The following is a 22,146-nucleotide window of genomic DNA, read 5'->3' as shown; positions in this document are numbered from 1 at the left end:
GAACTCGATACGGCCGGTCACTCAATACCTGGGACAAGTAAATCAGCCTGGAGGTGCGAAAACCGTGATGAGAGTGCAACAATCACCGAGGCTCTCGGCGGCGCTACGCTAAAGCTAGAGCCGCGTCACATGGAGGTAAACGAGGACTGAGTCGCGAAACGGCACGATAATTGAACCGGGGTCACGAAAGCGATGATTCGGGTGGACCTGGATGAATGAATGTGCTCGCGGGATCAACGCAAGCGCCAGAACGATCAAGCCGGTGATGGCCTGAATGGCGTGATGGCTTGGAATGAGTCATTCCGTGAACGCCAACGGCCCCTTGGGAAGACACACGATGAGTCAAGAAGAATCACGCGGCGAATGGCCGCGTGACTGTCAGGCGATCCCGCGCTCCAATCGCTGGAGGCTGGAGGCTGGAGGCTGGAGGCTGGAGGCGCTCAGTAGAAGCGGCGGACCTCAAGGATCTCGGGGATCTGGCGGAGCTTGGCCATGAGGCGGTCCAAATGTCCGCTGTCGCGGACCTCGACCGTGAAGCGCATGGAGGCGGTGTCGGTGCTGCGCTCAGAGTGGGTGTTGACGCCGAGCACGTCGACGTCGGCGTCCGAGAAGATCGAGGTGACGTCGCGCAGCAGTCCCTTGCGATCGCTGGCGATGACCAGGAAATCGACCGGATAGCTGGAATGGCCGGGCTGATCCGCCCAGCGCGCGCGGATCAGTCGCTCGGCCTCCTCGGCGGGCAAGTGGCGCAGGTTGCCGCAATTCTTGCGGTGAATGGTCACCCCGCGACCGCGGGTGACGAAGCCGACGATGGCATCGTGCGGAACCGGTTTGCAGCACTGGGCCATCTGGGTCATGAGGTCGTCGACGCCCTCGATGACCACGTCCCCCTGGCTCGATGGCTTATGTTTCTGGGGCGCGCGGACTCGCAGTTCCGGTTCCTTGTCCCTCGGCTCCTCGGTCTTGGACTCGCCCACCTGACGGGCGACCTGTCCGAGCGCCAGGTCGCCGCGGCCGATGGCGGCCAGCAGATCCTCGCCGCGCTTGAAATTGAACTTGAGCGCCAGCTCGTCCAGGTGCGGCTTCTCGACGATTCCCAGTCGGGCCAGTTCGCGGTCCAGGAGGGTTCGCCCCTCGTGGAGATGCTGGTCGAAATTCTGCTGCTTGAACCATTGACGCACCCGATTGCGCGCCCTGGCCGTGGTCAGATAACCCTGGTGCGGACTGAGCCAGTCGCGGCTGGGGGCGGCGTTCTTCTGGGTCAGGATCTCGACCGTGTCGCCGCTGCCGAGCACATGATTGAGCGGGACGATGCGATCGTTGACCCGCGCACCGCGACAGCGGTTGCCGATCTCCGAGTGGATGGCGTAGGCGAAATCGAGCGGCGTGGCCCCCTTGGGCAGCTCCACGACCTTGAACTGGGGCGTGAGCACGTAGATATGCACCGGCTCGAACTCGGCCTTGAAGCGCTCCAGGAAGCCGCTGGCGTCATCGCCCTCGTTCTTCAGCTCCAGCCAGTTGCGCATCCAGACCACGCGACGCTGGAACTCGGCGTCGTGTCCCTTGGCCTCCTTGTAGGCCCAGTGGGCGGCGACGCCGAACTCGGCGTGGCGGTGCATCTCGTGGGTGCGGATCTGCACCTCCAGCGACTTGTCCTCGGGGCCGATGACGGCGGTGTGCAGCGAGCGGTACATGTTGCCCTTGGGGGTGGCGATGTAGTCGTCGAACTCCTTGGGGATGTGCTTCCAGAGTCCATGCACGATGCCGAGCGCGGCATAGCAGTCGGCGACGCTGTCGACCAGGATGCGCACCGCGCGCAGATCGAAGATGTCCTCGATGGTCACGCCCTTGCGCTGCATCTTCTTCCAGATGCTGAAGATGTGCTTGGGTCGGCCGGTGATCTCGGCCGCGATGCCGGCCTCGCTGAACTTGTCGCGCAGGGTCTCCATGACGGTCGCGATATAGCGTTCGCGCTCCTCCCGACGCTCCGCGAGCAGATTGGCGACCCGTTTGTAGTCGTCCGGTTGCAGATAGCGGAGCGTCAGATCCTCCAGCTCCCACTTGACCTGCCAGATGCCCAGCCGATTGGCCAGCGGCGCGTAGACGCGCTGGGTATCGCGGGCGATCTTGGCGCGACGCTCCGGCTCCAGATCCTTGATGGCGCGCATCAGATGGACGCGCTCGGCCAGCACCACCAGCACCACGCGCACGTCCTCGGCGATGCCGAGCAGCAGCCGGCGCAGATTCTCCTCGTGCTCCGGCTGGTCCTTGGCGGCGATGATGGCGTCCACGTTGGCGATCTGGCCGATGCGCGCCAGATCGCCGACCATCCGGGCGATGCCGGGGCCGAAATGTTCCAGGAGTTGCGTCTCGGTGATCTCGCCCTGGTCCAGACAGCCATTGAGCAGGGCCGCGACCAGCGTTTCGTCGTCCATCCGCAGTCGCGCCAGGATGTCGGCCGTGGACAGCACATGGCGCACATGGGTCTCGCCGGTCTCGATGCGGCGGTCGCCCCGGCAGCGGGTCAGGGCCTCGCAGGCGCCCGCGATCCGCGCACGATTCTCCTCCGGGTAGTGGCTCTCCAGGCTTTCAAGCCAATGCTGGATCGCGGCCTCGTCGCCGCTATCCTGGTCGGGGAGGTTGTAGACGGGTTTGACCATGGGAAATGACTCCAGACGCCAGCCCTGGGGCTCTGGCGGGAACGGCCGATCGCTTGGACCGAGGGGCTTGGCGCTATGAATCCAGAGCCCTTAGTCCAGAACCAGACTCACCAGTCCATCGGCGAGCTTGGGCTCGAACCAGGTGGATTTCGGCGGCATGACGGCGCCGGCGTCGGCCACAGCCATGAGATCCTCCATACCGGTCGGGTGGAGCGCGAAGGCCAGGGCCATCTCGCCCGAGTCGACCCGCTGGATCAGCCCCTCCAGCCCGCGGATGCCGCCGACGAAGTCGATCCGATCGTCGCGCCGGGGATCCCGGATGCCCAGGATCGGATCCAGGATACGAGTTTGCAGCAGACTAACGTCGAGTGTCGCGACCGGGTCCACGGATTCGGCGAGCGGCGCGGCCGGGGTCAGCCGATACCATTGACCGCTCAGATAGAGACCCAGTTCGCCGGGGCCGGCCGGTTTGACCGGCGTCGCGGAGCGATCGACGACATAATGGGCCGCTAGGCGATCGAGGAAGGCGGGGATGTCCTGGCCGTCGAGATCCCGGACGACCCGGTTATAGTCCAGGATCCGCATCTGGTCGTGCGGGAAGATGACGGCGAGAAAGCCTGAATCGCGGGTCGTGCCGTCCACTGAAGCTCGATTCGCCGCGACCCGCGAGGCGGCGGCGGCGCGGTGGTGACCGTCGGCGATATAGAGACCGTCGAGGGCCTCGAAGGCCGCGGTCAGGCGGTCGATCTCGGCCGAATCCTCGATCGGCCAGAGCTGATGGCGGACGCCGTCCGCGGCACTGATGTCGACCTCGGCGGGCGTGAGGGTGATCCGGGCGAGAGGCTCGTCGATGGCCGGCGTCGCCCGATGGACCAGGAAGACCGGTCCGGTCTGGGCCGCGAGCGCCTCGATCTGACGCACCCGATCGTCCTCCTTCGCCGGACGGGTGAATTCATGCTTCTTGATCCGGCCGGCGTCGTAGGCGGCCACGGAGGCGGACGCGACCAGCCCGGTTTGGGCCTGGCCGCCCATGATCAGTCGATAGACGTAATAGCGCGGCGCCGGGTCGCGGATCAGCACCCCCTCGGCGAGCATCCGATCCAGATTCGCGCGCGCCCTGGCATAGACCTCGGGGGCGTAGGGATCCTGATCCTCCGGCAGATCGGCCTCCGCGCGCGAGACGTGCAGGAAGCTCCAGGGACGACCCACGACCAGGCGTCTGGCCTCGGCGGCGGTCATGACGTCATAGGGCGGCGCGGCCACCTCGGCGGCGCGGCCAGGGGCCGGACGGAGACCGGCGAAGGGGTGGATCAGGGACATGGGTTTGGCTCCTGGGTCGCCGAGCGTCCGATGCGTGCGACATCGGTTGACCGATCTGGCCGCGCGCCCGTCACACGACAGGGGGCGTTGGTCTTTTTTAGAGTGCGCGATGGTATCAGCTTGGCCATGGCCTGCGTAAACCTCCGCACCCTTCGAACCTAATATCCGCATGAGGCCCGACGGACGATCTCAATGAGTCATAACCATTACCTCAAGGATCTGATCCTCTTCCGTAACGACCCCTCGAAGGTGGGGGCCATCCGGGAGGCGGCCGAGCGTGGCGAGCTGGATGCCCTCTACGCCATGGGCCTCATCCATGCCGAGGGGCGCGGCGTGGCGATCGATCTGGTCCAGGCCCATTACTGGCTTTCGCTGGCGATCGAGCGCGGCGATCGCGACGCCGAGCGTCTGCGCGAGATCGTCGGGAGCCAGATGACGGACGAGGAGTTCGCGGCCGCCCAGCGTCTTCGCGCCGGAGGGGCCTTGAGCCGTCTGTCGTCCGACCGGATGCATTGAGACCCCCGACACGCCCGGTCGCCCGAAGGGTCCGCTCCGACCCCATGCCGTCCGGTCCCAGCCCATAAATGGCATCGTGTATCATGCCCAGGCCAAACTGGATGAAGCGCCCACTCAGATGAACAGTCACCGCCAAGAACAGCCGTCGTTCCCGCCACCATTGGACCTGGGCGATGGCCCGGTGATCGCCCTGGCCGCCCATCCCGGCGACGAGGTCTTCGGATGCGGCGGCGCCCTGGCGCGGCATGTCCAGGAGGGGCAAGCGGTTCTCGTGCTGATCGCCGATGGCGCCCGGGATCCGGATGCTTCGGTGGAGACGGCCTCGTTCCTCGCCGAGAGCCGGGCCGCCGGGGCCTGCCTGGGCTACCGGGACATTCGCCCCTGGGGCGAGTCCGACCCGCGCGCGACCTATGACGAGCCGGCGGTCCGCTGGCTCATGGCGCTGATCGAAGAGACCGATCCGGCGATCCTCTATGCCCCCGCCGCCGACGATCCCGATCCGGCGCGCGCCCGGCTGGGGCTGATCGCGCGCGAGTCCGTGCGTCGCTCGGCGACCCGATGTCGCCTGGCCGTCCATGCGATCGGTCGGCCGGGCAAATCCAATCGGCTGCTGGACATCACCCCGGTTCTGGAGCTGAAACGCCGGGCCATGGGCCTCCTGGGATCGCGTCTGGCCGAGTGCGCGCTCGATCGCCAGACCCTCGCACTCAATGGCGTCGACGCCTTCCGTCTGCCAGCGGAAGTCGCGGCGGCGGAAGTCTTTACCGTCGCGAGTGCCGCCGAGATCGCCGATCGGATTCCGGGTCTGGCGTCGCGGATGCTGGAGGACGGAACCGGGCGCGCGGAGCCGGGGCCGCTGGTCTCGGTCCTGGTGCGCACGACCCGCCGCGACACCCTCGGGGAGGCGCTCGATTCGATCGCGGCCCAGACCTATCGCCGGATCGAGGTCGTCCTGATCGACGTGCGGGGCACCAGGGATCTCGGCGGCGCCGAGCGCTGCGGCGAGTTCCCGCTTCGCCTTGCAAGCACCGGCTCGCCGCTCGGGCGCGGCGCGGCCGCCAACCTGGGTCTGGCGTCCGCCTTGGGCGACTTCGTTCTCTTTCTCGACGACGACGACTGGCTCCTGCCCGAGCACATCGCCGGGCTGGTGAGCGCGATCCAGGAATCCCCAGGGGCCTCGGTCGCCTATGCCGGGATCGAGTGTCGGCGCGCGACGCCCCAGGGCGATTGGGAAATCCCGCATGTCTTCAACCAACCGCACGATCCGGTGCGCCTGCTGGTGGAGAACTATCTCCCGATCCATGCCGTGCTCTTCGCCCGCGCCCTGGTCGGCGACGCCCTGCGCTTCGACGAGTCGCTGGAGGTCTACGAGGACTGGGACTTCTGGATTCAGTTGAGCGCGCTGACCCCTTTTATTCATGTCGAGCGGGTCACCGGGGTCTATCGGATCCATCGCTCAAGCGGCTTCGGGGTGCGCCAGGACGGGGACGAACTGGATCGGGGACTGGCGGCCCTGCTCGGCAAATGGCGTCCGCGCTGGAGCCTGGATCAGTTGCGCGGGATCGTCGATCACGCCAAGCACCAGCCCATGTACCGCCAGTTGCGCGACGAGTGCGCCGCCAGGCACCGGGCGCTGAGCGAACAACTGGACGAGGCGCGGCTCGATCGCGAGCAATGGAAGTACCGCCACGCCATCCTCTCGGCGGAGAAGCGCGTCCTGGAGGAGCAGGCTCGCGGACTCCATGAGCGCATCCTGGCCGGGGAGGCGCGTCGACGGCTGGTCGAATCCGCGCGGCTCGCCGACCGCGAACGACTGGGGATCCTCGGGATCGAGACACTGAGCGACGCGATCGAATGCCGGGACGAACTCATCCGCTATCGCTCACTGAACGGTCATCTCCTCAAGGCGACCGCGATGGCGGGGCGGCCCTTCCAATGGCCCTATCGCCTGATCGGCTCGGGCCTCCAGTGGCTCTCCGCCCCCATCTCGCGGGCGCTGTCGCACGCGGTGCATCTCGCCGAGATCACCCGTGCCTACGGTCCGGCCACCGTCGGCCGGGTGCTCGGCGGCCGGTTCAAGTCGGCGTCGGTCCCTTCAGGCCCCAGGATCGGCGATCTCTGGCGGGCGCTCGAGGTCGCCACGCTCAATCCCGAGGCCGACCCTCGCGCGGAGGTGGCCATCCTGATCGATCCCACCCAGGTCAGCGCCGAAACCATCCGGCTGCTGCGCGGGTTGAATCAGGCCAGTCACCTTCCCGCGTTCGAGATACTCGTCCTCTATCCGGCCGGTCATCCGATCGGCCCATTGCTGGAGGCGCGTCTTCCGGACGGTCGGCCTCTGGCCTACGACGCCAGGGGTGGCGCGGTGGCGCGGCTCGCCGCCGCGCTCGATGGGTCGACGGCCGAATGGCTCTTCCTGATGTCCTTCACCGACGCCGCGCCGCGCGACTGGCTGTCGCGACTCCTCGGGACGGCGCGCGATGTCCGTCTGAGCGGCGCGGTGGCGGGCGCGGTCTGCGCCAAGGTCAAGGGCGCCGATGGCCGCCTGGTCGAAGCCGGTCGCCGGCGCTCTCCCGACGGCCGCTCACGTCCGATCGGCGCCGGACGAGACATCCAGGCGTCGGAGTACAACTATCCGCGCGAGGTCGATAGCGCCTCGGAAGCCGGTCTGCTCCTGCATCGGCCGGCCTTGGTGGAGGCACTGGGCGCCGCCGGGGACGGCGATCTGGATGCCCTGCTCGGGGCCATGCGCGCGGGCGGCCGGGCGATCCTCTACGAACCCGAGGTGACCCTGGTGGTCGCCGGCCAGACCGGCGTGCCGACGGGCGAGGTCGAGTCGGCGGATCCGGATCGGCGCCGGGTGCTGGTGCTGGACGCGGTCATGCTGACCCCGGATCAGGACTCCGGCTCGCTGCGCATGTTCAACCTGCTGGAGACCTTTCTCGAACAGGGCTGGCATGTCACCTTCGCCCCCTCCAATCTGGAGTATGTCGAGCCCTACGGACCCCGGCTCCAGCGGCGTGGCGTGGAGGTGCTCGCGGCACCCTGGATCGAGTCGATCCCGGCCTTCCTGCAACGACGCGGGGCCGAGTACGAACTGGTGATCCTGAGCCGGGCCGACGTCGCCAGCCAGTTCATCGACGCCGTCAAGCGGTACGCCCCGCAAGCCCGGATCTGGTTCGACACGGTCGACCTGCATTTTCTGCGCGAGCAGCGCGAGGCCGATCTGCGCGGCGATCCGGCGACGCTCAAGCGGGCCGCCGAGCGCAAACGCCAGGAATTGGACCTGATGGCACGGACCGATCTGACCCTGGTGGTCAGCTCCATCGAGCGGGATCTGCTGGCCGGGGAGACGCCGGACACACGGGTGGAGATCCTGAGCAACATCCATGACCTTCACCCCACGGACGCGACCTTCGCGGAGCGCGACGCCATCCTATTCATCGGCGGCTTCAATCATCATCCGAACGTCGATGCCGTGCGCTACTACCTGGACGAGATCCAGCCCCTGGTCGAGGCCGAACTCGGCCGGATCCCGACCTTCATCATCGGCAGCCGCCCGCCGATCGAGTTGCTGGCCCGAGACGATCCCGACCGGGGCCTGCATGTCACCGGCTATGTCGAGGACGTGACGCCCTACTTCGAGCGCGCGCGTCTGTCCATCGCGCCGCTGCGCTGGGGAGCGGGGGTGAAGGGCAAAATCAACATGAGCATGACCTTCGGCGTCCCGGTGGTCGCCACGCCCTGCGCCGCCGAGGGCATGTCGCTACAGGCCGGGACGGACATCCTGATCGGCGCGGACGCCGCTGCCTTCGCCGCCGCCGTGACGGATCTCTACCGCGACCCGACCCTCTGGGAGTCCGTCGCGCGTCACGGCCTGACGAACATCGAAGAGCATTTCTCGCGCCGGGTGGCCCGCGCCACCCTGGAGCGTCTGCTGACGGAGCGCGACGCATGAAGGTTCTCTTCATCACCCACGGCGAGCCGCTGGATCCCGCGCGCATCGCCTCCGGCAATAGCGTGCGCGCCCATGCGCTCACGCTCGGGCTGGCCGAGGCCGGTCTCCAGGTCGTCCACGTCTATCCCGAGTCCCTGGGGCCGCCGACCGGGCTGATCGCCGAGCGCGGGATCCAGGCCCGCGTCTATCGCGAGCGCGCCGATCTCGCCGCCCTGATCGAGGAGGAGGCCCCGGACGCGCTGATCCTGGGCTACTGGGAGCTGATCGAATGGCTGCCGGAGTCGCTAGATCGGCCCATCGTCCTGGACGTGGTGGCGCCGCGCCTCCTTGAGGCCATGTATCAGGAGCACCTGGATCTCGCCTCCGAGGTCCGGCGCACGCTCGCCTGCTACCGTCGGGCGGATCGTTTTCTGGTCGGCAACCAGCGTCAGGCGAGCTTCCTGATCGCCTGGCTGATCCTGGCCGGATTCGACTGCCGCGCCGCCGCGCCCCTGGATGTGCTGCCCATTTCCGCCGAGGACGCGCGCGAGACGCCCCTGACCCATACGGCGGACGATCGGCTGCGTCTGGTCTCCGGCGGAGTCTCCTGGCCCTGGAGACGCACCGAGGATTGGTTCGATTCCCTGGTCGCGGCGCTAGACCGGCACGGCCAGGGACGGGCCGAGTTGGTGCTCTTCTCGGGCGGCTATGTCTACGCCGCCGACCAGCCCGCCCCGACCCCGAGCGCGCGCGAAGGCGCCTGGCCCGAGACCCTGGTCAAGCGGCATGGACTGCTCCCCTACGGCGAGATGCGGGCCTATCTGAGGTCCGAGTGCCAGATCGGCGTGGAATTGGCCGACGAGAACCCGGAGCGCCGTCACAGTCAGTCGTTCCGCGCCATGGAGTTCCTGGCCAACGGGCTACCCTTGATCTGCAACGGCTACACCGAGCTGGCGGAGCTGGTCCGCGTCTACGATGCCGGCTGGGTCGTCGATCACCCGGAGGAACTCGACGGCGTGATCGGCGAGATCCTGAGTCATCCGGAGCGGGTCGCCATCAAGTCCGCCAATGCCCTGCGACTGATCCAGGAGCGTTTCCATTACGCCCGGACGGTCCGGCCGCTGCTCGATTTTCTCGCCGAACCGCGTCGGGCCAGTCCAGGCGAGCCGCTGATCCGCCTGGATCCCCCGGAGGCATCGGCTGGAGCGGCCCCCGAGCTGGCGCCGGTGACGGAGGAGCCGGCGCCGCCGGCGCCCGTCTCGCCGGCCTCCCGCCGGCCCGCGACGATCGACGCCGCCAAGCGCGTCGCGCGCGCGACGCTCAAGCCGATCCTCAAGGGGTTGGCCCGAGGGATCGGGCGGATCGGCCGCACCGACGCCCTGATCTTGGTCTCGCGCTCGGATATCCGCCCGGCCAATCATGGCGCGGCGGTCAAGATCGACCGCACCGCCTGGGGGCTTTCCTTCGCGGTCAAGGCGGTCTATCTCGTCAGCGACGATCGGGCGATCTACCACGAAGTCCGGCGGGGCCAATTCGTCGAGCGACGCTTTCCGCGCTGGCTGCGGGGACTCGGTCCAGACCGGGAGCGGGTGCGGGCCTTTCTGATCGACTCCGGCATCCCGGCCGACGACGCCTTTCTCTACTACCCGGTCGCCGACTGGAGCTTCATCGTCCGCACCCTCTATCTGGCCATCCGGAGCGGCGCCCGTGTCTACCAGGCCGAGTTCCCCGCCTATGGCCGCGCCACCGTCTGGGCGCGCGACCTGCTCGGCGGTCGCGCGCTGCTGGTCGAGCACAATGTCGAATACCAGCGCCTGGCCGATCAGATTCCGGACCTGCCCCGGCATGGATACGAGATGTTGCGCAAGGTCGAACTGGGCTGGTGCGACCGCTCGGACGCGGTCATCGTCGTCTCCGAGGCCGACCGCCGGCGGCTGGTGGCGGATGGGGTGGATGCTGGGCGGATCCATCTGATTCCGCACGGGGTCGACCTCGACCAGTTCGAGCGGGCCGAACCGCTGGATCTGCACGCGCTCCACGGAATCCCGCGCGAGCAGGCGATCCTGGTCTACCACGGCATCTATCTCTATCCCCCGAACCTGGAGGCGATGCGGGTGATGGCGGACGAAATCCTGCCGCGCCTCGAAGCACTCGGCGTCCAGGCGACCCTGCTGGCGCTCGGCGCCGGCCCGCCGGCGGGCGCCTTGCATCCACGGCTCATCTTCACCGGGCCGGTCGAGTCGGTCGCGCCCTATCTGAAGGGGGCGGATCTCGCCGTGGTGCCGCTCCAGAAAGGCGGCGGCACACGCATGAAGATCCTCGACTATTTCGCCGCCGGGCTGGCGGTGGTCAGCACCGAAAAGGGCGCCGAGGGCATCCCGATCGAGCCGGGTCTCCAGGCCGTCATCGCGACGGACCATGCATCGTTCGCGCGAGCCGTGGCCGATCTCCTGGCCGATCCCGAGCGGCGCGCGCGCATCGGCGCGGCCGGCCGCGCCTTCGTCGCGCCGCTGGACTGGCGGGCCATCGCGGGGCGCTATCTGGAACTGGTCTAAACCCAATAGCTGGAGGCTGACGGCTCCGAGGATCAGTGCACGAACTCCTGTCGCAGCCGCGATTGAACCTTGTGTGCCTGCTTGAGGGCCTCCTTGAGCATGATCCGATGCAGATCGTTGAGATCCTTCGGGTTGACACGGTTCACCGCGTCGAGATCCTGGGTCTGGAGTTGCTGACGGATGCGGAAACGCTGGATCAGATGGAAGGCTTCGATGTCCGCCGCCGTCTCCTCGCTCCGCTGCCCACGCGCGGCACCGGTCGCGCGCAGACGCTCGGCGGTGTTCGTCGCCCCGATCCCCTGCCGCAGCGCCCAGACACGGGCGGCGTCCATGAAATAGCGCGCGCCCTGGAGCTTGAGATCGATGGTGCGCGGGAAGTCGCGATGGCCATCGTAGGTGAACTGTCCGGCCCAGCCGAGCGGGGGGCGGATGTTGATCGCCTGCTCGGCCAGCGCATGGAAGAAGCGACCATGCCCCGGAGCCTCGTTGATCAGCCAGGCGCGCAGTTGATCGGCGGCGTCGCTTTGACCATAGAGCGGGCGAAAGTCGAAAAAGATGGTGCTGCGTAGCGTGGCCCGTGGATCGGGGACACGCAGCCAGTTCGCGAAACGCTGTCGCCATTCGTCCGCGCTCAGACAGCAGTCGGGATGTCCGGCCATGATCTCGCCCCGGCAGCGCTCCATGCCGCAATGGTGCAGCGCCTTGTTGACGTCCTGGGCAAAGGGCAGGAAGGCGTCGCGGATCGACTCCGTGCTCCCCGGATCGGGCACGACGAAGAGCAGCCCATTGTCCTGATCCGAGGCGAAGGTCTGTTCGAGCCGTCCCTCGGAGCCGAACACCAGCCAGCACCAGGGCACGGCTGGCAGGTCGTACTCGTCCTCGATGAGCTCGATGATGCGCATGGCGATCAGGTCATTGAGCCCGGAGATCCACTGACAGAGCGCATCGACCCCCATCCCGGCATGGAAGAGCTCGGCGCCGCGCCGGCGCACCCGGTTCGCGATGATCGCCATGGCGCCGAGGTCGCGCGCGCGGCCAATGGCTGTGATCAGCGACTCGGCGCCACCCGCGCGCAGGCCCAGCATGTCGGCCTGGGTCACCAGCCCGAATAGACGTCCGTCGGCCTCGGTCAGCAGCAGATGGCTGAGACCGCGTTTGGCCATCGTCACCTTGGCGCGATGGGTGGAGGTATCGACGGCCAGTGTCGGCGGGGCGCCGATCATGTGCGCGGCGATCGGATCATCCAGTCCGCCGTCCTCGAAACCGATCGCGTGCAGCAGGTCGCGCAGGGTGACGAGTCCCAGCGGCAGGCCGGACGCGGGATCGACGACGACGGCGGCGTCCTCCTGCCCCTGGCTGCTTCGATAGAGCGTCTCGCGCAGCGTGGTCGCGGGGGTGACGACGAGCGGATTCCGACGGGCGAAGCCGCGCAGCGCGCGCTCGTCGAAGCCGTGCGTAACGGCTTGTTTGGGATTCGTCCCTACATCCTTCTGGCTCATGTTCCGGCTCTGCATCGTCATGGATGGACACTCAAGGATCTGTCGGCTTCCAGCCTTCAGCCACCAGCATTTGGCATCAACCCGTTGGCCATCGCCCGTGGCTGGCCGTGGCTCACCCAGCGGGCGCGGGCTTATGTTCGGAAACCTCGGCAACGGAACGCGGCTGGCGGCTGGTCGCTGACGGCTTTTCCTTCAATCGGCACGCATGAGCAGTCCCCTGACCGTATCGACCAGATCATTGGTGGCGAAGGGCTTGGGCATGTAGGCGTCCGCGCCGAGTGTCAGCCCCTTGTTCCGCGCGATCTCGCGATTCTTGGCGGTCAGCATCAGGATGCGGGTGGCGGCGATGTCCGGATCGGCGCGCACCGCCCGCAGGACGGCATAGCCGTCGAGCTTGGGCATCATCACATCGAGCACGATGAGGTCCGGTCGATCGATCCGTGCCGCCACGAGACCGGCCTCGCCATCGCGGGCGCTGATCACCTCGTGGCCCTCGCGCCGCATGAGAAATTCCACGGCGATGAGGATGTTGGGCTCATCGTCGACGATCAGGACGCGCTTGCTCATGGTGATGCCTCGGATCAGGAGATCCGCTGAATGGGCGGGAAGATCGAAGCCGGGATGGAGCCCCGCTCGGGGAAGGTGCGGCTGAAACTCCAGGCGATCGCCTGGAGTCGCAGGGCGATGTAGGCCGAGACCCCGATCATCGCGATGATCGTCACCAGTCCGCTCGACTCAAATTCGCGCGAGGCATTTCAAGTGGTCAATGGAGTGATGTGACAATGGTTGCATGAGCGATGGCTCGCGCCGATCTCGAAGCCATCCAAACAGGAGGCCAGCCGCAGGGCAAGCCTCCGGTACAGTTACGGAATGATTTACTGATCCATCAGGATCGGAAGACTATCCACATCCTTGACTCACCTTCGGCTTCCTGCCGGTTCTTCCAGATCGTTGGGTTGGGTTTGTCGCGGTCGTGGTCGGGCCACAATTCGATGGCTTGGCCATGGAACCGGTCCGCGTGCTCGGGCGATCCTGATCGGCGGACGTATTGATCAGACTCCTTCCAGCGACCGAACCGACCGTCAGGCTCAAGGCCAGTAGCGATGCGATTTTCCAGAAATTCAATAACCGATAGTTCATTTCGCGATATATTCCATTAAGTTTCAATTGACTCAATTGACATTCGATCCCTTGATGCTGGATTCAGGCCACTATTTCTGAAACCAGATCATCTTGATCAGCAGGAGCAGGGTCAATCCAGTGATCAGGATGAGGCCATGACCAACCGGACCACCCAGGAAATACCCCAGGGCTCCAATCAGCGCCAGGCCGGGTATTGACAGGAGAGAAATCGTCAAGCGATAGGCATTGATATACATATTGATCTCGGTACGGTGCGTCTGGGATGACTGATGGTGTTTTAAATCTCTGGAGGCATCTCAGTGCGGTATCGATGCCAGGTAATCGGCGATCTTGCGAATATCAGTCGATGAGGGTGGCTCACCGCAGCCGGCCACGGCCGGTTCGTGTGTCTTATTGATACCCATCTGGGTGGTCTTGGTGTAGATGTCGTTCGAACTCATGCCAGCCAATGGCGGAACCTGCTCTTTAGCGCCGGTTTTTCCATCCATCCCATGGCAGGAGGCGCACATGAAACTCGCATAGAGGGTCCGCCCCTCGGAAAGATCCGAGTCTGCCTGAACGCTCAACAGTGGAAGGCCGCAGAGGGCCACGAACAGGGTCGGTCTACTCATGATGGCGGCTCCAATCCCGATGTCATTGTTAAAGGCCATATAGCCATCAAGGATGATATTCATACAGGCCCTTGCGGTTATGCCACGGAAATAGCGAGCTGAGCCAAGGGGCGGCATGGATCGGATCGGATGGCTATACCATTTGAATCATGATTAGCATTCCAGACCCAGGACAGGGGAACAACCCACGGGATCTGACCGAATCTGACGGATGCCCGACCCCGAAGATCAGGAACCCGGCCGAGGAGCCGGCGTGAGCCGCGCTCACGGCCAGTGAAGCCATGGACCAAGGTTCAAGGGGGTGGAGCCAGAGGGTCGTGGACGAGCCTGGACAATGCCCGCGGGATGGTCCGCGCGGCCGAGAAGTGATTCATGCCGGCCTGGCTCAGGCTCGATTCGATCGATGCCCGAGCCGCCAGCTTCGATCAAAAAAGATGGACGTAACGCAGTGTCACGCGCGTGCCCTCGGTCCGATTCTCGGCGCCCATTTCCCAGTAGCTGTTGAGAAAAAAGTGGTCCTGCTTGGAGAAGTGATAGACCAGACCTGGACCCAGCCCGAGAATCCGCTCGCGTCCGCCCGGCACCTCACGGCCATCGATCCGGTTGTCGCTGATCTGCTTGAGCGCGTATCCGTTGATGCCAACCCTCAAACGACTCGGCAGCAGCTCATAGGCCCCCGCGAAATTGAGATAGATGGCCTGCCCGGCCTGGGAGTCGTCGGCGTCGAGGATGCTCTTGGGCTCGGGGTTCTCGGCGTTCCAGAGATAGAGCAGGCGCCAGGACAACGACCACTTGGACGGCAGGAAGGCCGTGCCGGACCAGAAGGGATGGAAGGAGAAGACGTTGGCGCCCGGATTGACGGACTCGCCGGGGTCATAATCGCCCGTCGGCAGGAACAGTTGGAATTCGATGCGCTGGAACACCTTGAGTCCATTCGCGCCCTTGATCGGATCGATCTGCACGAAGGGGCTGATGACGATATCGCTGAGCAGCGAGCCATTGCAGGTGATGATTTCGTGATCGCCCGGATCCAACTGAAGGCTGGTCAAGGGCAGGGTCAGACCCAATCCCCATTTGCCGCCAAGGACGGACGGCCGCTCCGGCCGATAGTACTGGAACATGAGCTGGGTCAGGATCACCGTCAGATCGAGCTGGGCCTTTTCCAATTCGACGCTGTCGCCGCGCGTGACGGGTAACCTGAGATCCTCCCCGTTCGGACCTTTCAGTCGTCCGTTCCGGTAGACCTGCACATACTGCTGGATCAGCCAGCGCGGGCCGGCGGGCGGGAGCCCATCGAGAAAGCTGGTATAGCCGAGATTCAATCCGGGCAGTTCGTAAGCGCTGACCGCTTGCGAGATGAGGAGGATCAAGGCCGCCATCCAGACCTGAAACGTCCGTCTGCAAGACGGGCTGAATACTGCATGCGGTTGGGTGACGCTGATCTTCGTGGTCATGATTCTTCTTGTTCTTGGGGTGAGGAACGAACCCCAGCATGACGCTGAACGTGGATGCGGCGTCATCAGGGGAATGAGCCTAACCTCGCCCAAGTGGCGCCGCGAGGACATAACCGAGTCCGTGATGGGTCAGGATGAGGCTGGGGCCGGCATGGCGGTCCGCGATCTTCCGGCGGGTTCGGCGGACCAGGGTCTCGAGCGCACGTTGCGCGCTTTCGTCCTGACGCCCGTAGAGCGATTCGACAAGCACGGCACGCGGCACGGGTTCGCCCTCGCCATTGGCAAGCAGGTCAATCAGCCGGTATTCCCTGGGCGTCAGCTCCAGTTGGTTGCCGTCGGGGAGTTGGAGCGCCCGCTGGCCCGCGAGCAGCCGCCAGACGCCCGGTGCCGTGCGGGGGGGCTGAGTCGCCGTGCCGACGGGCGTTGATGTGCTCTGCCCCCGTCGGTCGGCCAGACTCACAATGGCGGCGGCCAGTTCGCGACCGTTCACCGGCTTGCCGAGAAAGAGGTCGGCGCCAATCGTATAGGAGGCGACGCGGGTGTCGAGCGTATCGCGCGCCGTGATGACGATGATGGCGCTGCTGGTATTGCGGCGTGCGTACTCGACCAGGACCGAGCCGTCCTGATCCGGCAGGCCGAGATCGATCACCGCGACCGCGAAGCTGCCCTCGCCGAGCGCCCGGTAACAGTCGAGGCTGTTGCCCACGGCGGTGACGGCGTGACCGAGGAGCCCAAGATAGTTCGCGAGGCTCTCGCGCAGGAGCGGATCGTCCTCGACCAGGAGGACCGTAATGGGCGGGCTCACGGGATCGAGCCAGGCTGGATGAGCGGGAAGATCAGCCGGATCTCGAAACGCTCGGGCCGGTCGCGCCGCAACTCGACCTGACCGCCCTGGTCAGCGACCAGCTTGTTGACCAGATAGAGCCCCATGCCGAGCCCAGGAATGCCCTGGCTGTTGGCACCGCGCACTGCCTTGGACAGCAGGTCCAAGGCGTCGCGCGCGGGATCGAGCGGACAGTCATTGGCGACCCCGAGCACCGCCTGGCCGTCGCTGGCCGTCAGGGCGACCTCGATCGGCCCCGCGGCTGGACCGTATTTGCGGGCATTGTCGAGCAGGTTGATCAGCGCCGTCTTGAGCAGCGCGGGATCGGCCTGGATGATGGCCGTCTCCGGGGCGCGCAGGTCGATCGACGGGGCTGGCACTGGCCAGCCGGCCCGGACCTCCTCGATCCGTTGCCCCAGCCAGCGCGATAGATCGATGGGCTCCAGGCACAACTGCCGATGCTCGCCCCAGTCGCCGCGCCGTAGCGAACCATCGAACACCTCGCCAAGACGCTGAATCGCCAGGTCCATGTTGCGCAGCCCGTCGCGCCAGTGCGCCGGATCCTGACTGAGCATCAGGATATCCAGATTGGTCTGCATGATGGCCAATGGGGTGCGGTATTCGTGCGTGACCAGATCGATGAACTGGCCCTGCCGATCGCGGATGGCCTGCTCGTGCGTAACCGCTTCCAGGGCCTGACGCGCCCGCTCCAGGGCCTGCTGGTGCGCGTCGCGCAGGGTCTGGTTGCGTGCGTCGAGCACCGAATGCAGGGCCACCAGGCTACCGAGCGAGGCCAGGCGCAGGCTTTGCAGCAAGGGCACGTCCCCGGCGACGCCGCCCAGCAGATCGACCACCCGTTCGGCGGCAAAGGCGGCCCGTAGACGCCGGTTCTCCAGGGTCAGGAAGGCGCTGACCCGCCCCTGGACCACCACCGGCAGCCCGAGCAGCGAGCAAAGCGGCAGACCGGCGAAGTGCGGGTCGGCGGCAAAGCGGCTGTCGAGCACCGCGTCATCCGACACGACGGGCCTCTGGGTCTTCAGCCCCAGGCGCAGCACGCTGGTAGCGACGAGTCCCTGGGTCTCGGCCTCCGCCAGCGTCATCGGCGCCAAGGGTTCGGCGCCTCGGCGCCCACCCTCCAGGCGCCACTGCCCCTCCTCGTCAAGCGCCAGGAAGCGCACGTCGGTCGCGCCGGTCAACTGAGCCACCAGTTCCATGACCCGTGCCACCAATCCGGCCCGCGAGGTTTCGCTCGCCAGGGCCTCGGAAGCGCGCAGCAGGGCCGCCTGATCCAAGTCGTCCGCAGGCTGCCGGGCGGTCTCGTCGGGACGACGGGTGGCGACGAAGGGCCAGGCGCGCCGCATGGCCTCGGTCTTGCCGCTCGCGCCCCACTGACGATAGAGATGGTAGGCCCGCGTCAGGAGCGGGCGGCCGCTGTGCTCCAGCCCGTGGCGCATGTGCAGCAGGCCGGCCCGCTCGACGATGAGCGCGTGGTGCCAGGGGCGTTGATGGGCCTGCGCCCGGCGCATCGCCTGCTCGCTGGCCTGGAACGCCGCCCAGGGCTCGCCCAGTGCGTCGAGCCGTTCGGACTCGATCAGGTCGTGGAGATGGCCGACGTTCATCGGCGCGTCGGCGGCGCGGGCGGCCAGCCAGGTCTGGTTGATGGCGAGCCGCTCCAGCAGGGGCGCGCGCTCGGCGGCGGGCGTCGCGCGCAGGCGTTCGATCAGCGCCAGGGAGTGCAGCGGATTGACCAGGACGGTGGGGTACTTGCCCTGAACGTAATGGGTCAGGGCCACGGCCGGTTCGGCGTGGCGGGCGACGGCGGGCGTGTCGTCGAACAGCACGGCCGCCAGCGCGCGATGGAGATGGAAATAGCAGCAGGCCGTCGGATTGCGCTGGACCTCGTCCTGGAACGCCTGCTCATCGAAATCGACGTCGGCGAATCCGCCAGGCGCCGTGGTGTGGCCTTGTAGCGCGCGAACGAACTGACGATAGACGAGAAAGATCTGCTCGCCATGCCGGTTGCCGATCTTGGCCGCGAGGCGCAGACCGGTCGCAACCTCGGCCTCCAGCTCCTCAAGTCGCTCGCAGGTGTCCAGCAGGGCCGCGAGCAGGGGGAAATAGATGAAGGGGAACAATGGCTGCCCCCCCAGACGGCCCAACTCGCTGATCGCCCGCCGCGCGTGCCCGAGACTGGCTTCGAGCGGATTGCGCCAATGGCTGATATAGCCGATGTAGACAAGCCTGCCAAGCGCGGTCTTGAGATCGGAGCCGCAGGACGCGCCCATCTCCAGTGCGATTCGCGCCAACCGGTCGGCGGCCGCGTAATCGCCGCGAAGAGACATGATGACCGGCCCGATGGAGATAAATGGGCAGATGGCCCCCTCGCAATAGCCCTCTTCGATCCAGAGCCGGCCCCCGCGCAGCGGCAGCCAGGCCACGAGGGTGGCATGGGTGAAATTCGCGGACGGCAGCATGCTTTCCATGAGCTTGGCGGCCCCCGCGAGGCGCGCGCCCGCCAGGTCGGGACTGTCCGGCAATCGTTCGAGCGCGCCGGCCGCGAGATGCCGATAGAAGGTATCCAGCTCTCGACCCAGGGCGCTCTCGGGACGGACGAAAACGCCCGTGCGCCGATCCCCGGATCCACGCAGGCAATAGACATCAGGGGAGCTCGCCCAGACCTCCTGGAGACTCCGGTCGAGATCGTCCAGCGGCACCGGCAGATCGAGCCGCTCCAATAGCCCGCACCCCAGCACGATGGCCTCGCGGTAGAGGGTGCGCTTGGACAGATTGTCGATCTGCGTGCAGGTCGCATCGACCAGTTGTAACGGAGAAGCGACGTGTGCCGCGAGCAGCTCGTAGATCGCATCCGCCTCGATATTGCTTCCCTGACCGAAGAGTATGAGATGCAGCTCGACATGCAATGCCAGTGTCGCGTCAAGGTCGCTCTCCCAGGCGTCCGCCGGCAAGAGATCGATCCCCAGCCGCAGAAACCGCTCGGCGGTGGCGAAGGCACCGGAGCGCTGGGCCTGACGCGCGGCATCGGCAAACAAGTGTCGGGCGACCGAGCGCTCGGCGTCTTCGGTGAGCTGGGACAAGACGAGGGCGTATTGCTCGGCGGCACAGAAGCGATCCTGTGGATCGCCGGCCGTGGCCAGGCGACGCGCGATCCTTTGATGGAGCCGCACCCGTCGGGCCTCGTCGCGGAGCCGGTAAGCGGCCTGCTGCATGCGGTCATGGCAGAAACGCAGCCAAACATCAGGGGCGGCGGCGTGCAGGGCCAGTGCATCGGCGGCGATCAGGATGCCGCGCTCCAGCACGGGCGTCAGCGACTCGGCGAGCGCGCGGGGCGATGCGCCGGTGACGAGCGCCAGCCGGCCCAGACTGACCTCGTTGCCCAGACAGGCGGCGGCCAGCAGGGCATCGGCCGTCTCGTCCGGCAGTTCGGCCAGTCCCGAGGCGAGCAGATCCACCAGGTTGGCGCTAACCGGAGAGTTCAGCAGGGCGGCGTCTTCCCACACCCAGCGCCACTGTTCGCGATCAAGTCGCAGCGCACCCTCCCGATGCAGTGCGTTGATCAACTCAAGCGTGAAGAAGGGGTTGCCTCCGGTCTTGCCATGGAGCCTTGAGGCGAGCGGCCATGCCTCCGCCGGCGACAGGCGGAGCATGGCGACGAGCAGCGTGGCGACCTTCTCCGGGGTCAGATTGTCCAGGACCAGGAGCGACGGCGGAGTACCCGCAACGGTGGGGCGGCGCAGCAGGGCGGTCAGCGGATGGTCGGCATCGACCTCGTGGTCGCGGTAGGCGCCGATCAGCAGCAGGCCACGCATCGCGGTGTCCTCCAGCAGGGCGCCGATCAACGCCAGCGTGGGCGGGTCGGCCCATTGCAGATCGTCGAGGAAGAGCACCAGCGGCTGATCGGGCGTGGCGATCTGGCGCACCAGGGCCACCAGCAGCGTGCGCAGCCGGAGCTGGTTTTCGATGGGGCCGAGCGGCGGCACGGCTGGCTGGGTGCCGAGTAGGGATTCCAGTCCGGGGATCAACTCGAACAGGGCCGCGCCGTCCGCGCCCAGCTCGCTCAGGATCCGCGCCCGCCACGACTCGACCCGGTCGTCGGGTTCCGCCAGCAGCAACTGGCACAACCAGCTCAGACTTCGCGCCGGCGCCAGCAAGGGTCGATCGCGCTGGAACTGTTCGCACTTGCCGCTGACGAACAGTCCCTGATTCAGGGTGACGGACCGGATGATCTCCCGGATCAGTGATGTCTTGCCGATGCCGGCATAGCCGGTCACGAACAGCGCCCGCGTCCCGCCTTCGGTGACGTCCATGAAGGCGGCCATGAGGGACGCCAGCTCCCGGCCGCGGCCATGGAGACGACGCGGCGGACGTGGCGACAGGGGCGGGTCGCGCTCGCGCAGCCGTACCGTGTCGAGCGGTTCATGCGCGGCATTGGCCTGACGCAGGCGCTGAAGATCATGGGCCAGCCCGGCCGCGCTCCGGTAGCGGTCATCGGGCTCCTTGGCCAGCAGGGTCAGGATCACGCGCGCCAGCGGCTCGGGCAGCCAGGGCGCCCGCGCCTGTGGGGATTCCGGGTCACGGGCCAGATGGGCGTGGATCAGGGCGAGCGGATCGGTTTCCGCGAACGGCGGGGCGCCGGTCGCCAGGGCGTAGAGCGTGAGCCCCAGCGAATAGAGGTCGGTGCGATCGTCGATCGGGCGGTTCATGCGCCCGGTCTGCTCGGGCGAGCAGTAGGCCGGGGCGCCGGCCAGCCGACGGTGCCGGGCGAGCCCGGACGGTTCCTCGGCGAAGGTGGTCGACTGGGCGTAGTCGAGCAGCCACACCCGATCATCCTCGGGACCGATCAGGATGCGGTCGGGATCGATGGCGCCGTGGATGACGCCGCGCGCGTGAATAGTCGCGAGGAGCCTTGCCAGCGACTCGCCGATGGCCAGGAAGCGCGCGAGATCGACCCGACCCAGGAGCCCGGCATCGATCAGTGACCGGCCGCCGGGGTCCGACAGGATCAGCTCGGATCGATCGGGATCGAGATGGATCAGGCGCGGACAGCCCGCCACGTCCTGCAAGCGCTCCAGGATGCGCCGCTCGTTCTCCAGGGCCGCGCGCGCCGCGTCCAGATCGACCTGGCCGCTCGATCGCCTGATCAGCCGTGGACCATGCGCCGGGTCGAAACGGCGAACGAAACCAGCGCCTGACGGGGGGGCCTCCTCCGCTTCGGTCATGCCAATCCCCAGGCAAGGCGCGTCACGAACCGGCGACGATGGTCCGCGAAACGAATTGGATCCAAGGGACCGATCGGGACCGTCGAGGAAGATGAATATTCGGGCGCGATCCAGCAAGCGAAGCCGATTGTGACGTAACTTGAACCGATCGAGCTGTACATCGATACGACTGGCGCGCCTCCAGACAGGTGTTGATCCAGGTCACGCCATCCATCGTCGCGCCCCTGTTGCGGACACGGATTATGCTGTTCGCATCGGCGGGCATCAATAAGGATGTCCGGGATCCGCCTAAACAGCGTGGCTCTATTCTCCAGACGCGAGCACGGCATGGACCCGGCATGGACCCGATAAGAGTCGCCTTCCAGGGTTGAAGCTCTTTTCCAGCCGGTTC

Annotated in this window: 13 protein-coding genes; 3 read left to right on the top strand and 10 right to left on the bottom strand. The window is 66.6% G+C overall.

Annotation, left to right across the window (positions count from 1 at the left end; all coding sequences use genetic code 11):
* Positions 1 to 440: 440 nt before the first annotated feature.
* Together CKO27_RS12085 and CKO27_RS12080 are read right to left on the bottom strand one after the other, a co-directional pair.
* The gene (locus CKO27_RS12085) at positions 441 to 2,660 is read right to left on the bottom strand and encodes a RelA/SpoT family protein (RefSeq protein ID WP_200375151.1); all 2,220 of its coding nucleotides are present in this window, start codon (positions 2,658 to 2,660) and stop codon (positions 441 to 443) included.
* Between the two features lie 90 nt (positions 2,661 to 2,750).
* Positions 2,751 to 3,980, bottom strand: coding sequence for a DUF1015 domain-containing protein (locus tag CKO27_RS12080; protein ID WP_200375150.1), 1,230 nt, complete (start codon positions 3,978 to 3,980; stop codon positions 2,751 to 2,753).
* Between the two features lie 192 nt (positions 3,981 to 4,172).
* Between CKO27_RS12080 and CKO27_RS12075 the strand changes: the two genes are divergently transcribed.
* The 3 genes from CKO27_RS12075 to CKO27_RS12065 all read left to right on the top strand — a co-directional run bounded on the left by CKO27_RS12075 (position 4,173) and on the right by CKO27_RS12065 (position 10,988).
* The gene (locus tag CKO27_RS12075; protein ID WP_200375149.1) at positions 4,173 to 4,496 is read left to right on the top strand and encodes a sel1 repeat family protein; all 324 of its coding nucleotides are present in this window, start codon (positions 4,173 to 4,175) and stop codon (positions 4,494 to 4,496) included.
* Between the two features lie 118 nt (positions 4,497 to 4,614).
* Positions 4,615 to 8,454: a glycosyltransferase gene (locus CKO27_RS12070; protein ID WP_200375148.1), complete on the top strand. Its 3,840-nt coding sequence runs from the start codon at positions 4,615 to 4,617 to the stop codon at positions 8,452 to 8,454.
* Entirely contained in the window at positions 8,451 to 10,988 is a 2,538-nt protein-coding gene (locus CKO27_RS12065) for a glycosyltransferase (protein ID WP_200375147.1), read from the top strand. The genes CKO27_RS12070 and CKO27_RS12065 overlap by 4 nt, the downstream gene beginning before the upstream one ends.
* Before the next feature lie 32 nt (positions 10,989 to 11,020).
* On the opposite strand, the gene CKO27_RS12060 is transcribed toward CKO27_RS12065, so the two are convergent.
* From CKO27_RS12060 to CKO27_RS12025, 8 genes are all read right to left on the bottom strand, one after another.
* On the bottom strand, positions 11,021 to 12,487 hold the full coding sequence (locus tag CKO27_RS12060; protein ID WP_200375146.1) for a DUF294 nucleotidyltransferase-like domain-containing protein: 1,467 nt from the start codon (positions 12,485 to 12,487) through the stop codon (positions 11,021 to 11,023).
* A gap of 192 nt (positions 12,488 to 12,679) precedes the next feature.
* Positions 12,680 to 13,054 (bottom strand): response regulator transcription factor, encoded by a 375-nt coding sequence (locus tag CKO27_RS12055; RefSeq protein WP_200375145.1) that lies wholly within the window; start codon positions 13,052 to 13,054, stop codon positions 12,680 to 12,682.
* 14 nt (positions 13,055 to 13,068) lie between these two features.
* A complete protein-coding gene (locus CKO27_RS12050) occupies positions 13,069 to 13,209 on the bottom strand; it encodes a hypothetical protein (RefSeq protein WP_200375144.1) in 141 nt (46 codons plus the stop codon).
* Between the two features lie 489 nt (positions 13,210 to 13,698).
* Positions 13,699 to 13,866, bottom strand: a complete 168-nt coding sequence (locus tag CKO27_RS12045) for a hypothetical protein (RefSeq protein ID WP_200375143.1) — start codon at positions 13,864 to 13,866, stop codon at positions 13,699 to 13,701.
* A 60-nt stretch (positions 13,867 to 13,926) separates the two neighbouring features.
* Entirely contained in the window at positions 13,927 to 14,304 is a 378-nt protein-coding gene (locus CKO27_RS12040; protein WP_200375142.1) for a c-type cytochrome, read from the bottom strand.
* A gap of 362 nt (positions 14,305 to 14,666) precedes the next feature.
* The gene (locus CKO27_RS12035) at positions 14,667 to 15,695 is read right to left on the bottom strand and encodes a SphA family protein (protein ID WP_242470874.1); all 1,029 of its coding nucleotides are present in this window, start codon (positions 15,693 to 15,695) and stop codon (positions 14,667 to 14,669) included.
* Between the two features lie 79 nt (positions 15,696 to 15,774).
* On the bottom strand, positions 15,775 to 16,500 hold the full coding sequence (locus CKO27_RS12030; RefSeq protein WP_200375141.1) for a response regulator: 726 nt from the start codon (positions 16,498 to 16,500) through the stop codon (positions 15,775 to 15,777).
* Positions 16,497 to 21,755 (bottom strand): AAA family ATPase, encoded by a 5,259-nt coding sequence (locus CKO27_RS12025; protein ID WP_200375140.1) that lies wholly within the window; start codon positions 21,753 to 21,755, stop codon positions 16,497 to 16,499. The genes CKO27_RS12030 and CKO27_RS12025 overlap by 4 nt, the downstream gene beginning before the upstream one ends.
* Positions 21,756 to 22,146 lie beyond the last annotated feature (391 nt).

It is taken from the genome of Thiocystis violacea, from assembly GCF_016583575.1.
In the GTDB taxonomy this organism is placed as follows: domain Bacteria; phylum Pseudomonadota; class Gammaproteobacteria; order Chromatiales; family Chromatiaceae; genus Thiocystis; species Thiocystis violacea.
This window is presented reverse-complemented; position numbering and strand designations above follow the sequence as displayed.

Coding starts and splice junctions, on each gene's coding strand:
- CKO27_RS12085 (WP_200375151.1), bottom strand. CDS start 2,660: ATGGTCAAACCCGTCTACAACCTCCCCGACCAGGATAGCGGCGACGAG.
- CKO27_RS12080 (WP_200375150.1), bottom strand. CDS start 3,980: ATGTCCCTGATCCACCCCTTCGCCGGTCTCCGTCCGGCCCCTGGCCGC.
- CKO27_RS12075 (WP_200375149.1), top strand. CDS start 4,173: ATGAGTCATAACCATTACCTCAAGGATCTGATCCTCTTCCGTAACGAC.
- CKO27_RS12070 (WP_200375148.1), top strand. CDS start 4,615: ATGAACAGTCACCGCCAAGAACAGCCGTCGTTCCCGCCACCATTGGAC.
- CKO27_RS12065 (WP_200375147.1), top strand. CDS start 8,451: ATGAAGGTTCTCTTCATCACCCACGGCGAGCCGCTGGATCCCGCGCGC.
- CKO27_RS12060 (WP_200375146.1), bottom strand. CDS start 12,487: ATGAGCCAGAAGGATGTAGGGACGAATCCCAAACAAGCCGTTACGCAC.
- CKO27_RS12055 (WP_200375145.1), bottom strand. CDS start 13,054: ATGAGCAAGCGCGTCCTGATCGTCGACGATGAGCCCAACATCCTCATC.
- CKO27_RS12045 (WP_200375143.1), bottom strand. CDS start 13,866: ATGTATATCAATGCCTATCGCTTGACGATTTCTCTCCTGTCAATACCC.
- CKO27_RS12040 (WP_200375142.1), bottom strand. CDS start 14,304: ATGAATATCATCCTTGATGGCTATATGGCCTTTAACAATGACATCGGG.
- CKO27_RS12035 (WP_242470874.1), bottom strand. CDS start 15,695: ATGACCACGAAGATCAGCGTCACCCAACCGCATGCAGTATTCAGCCCG.
- CKO27_RS12025 (WP_200375140.1), bottom strand. CDS start 21,755: ATGACCGAAGCGGAGGAGGCCCCCCCGTCAGGCGCTGGTTTCGTTCGC.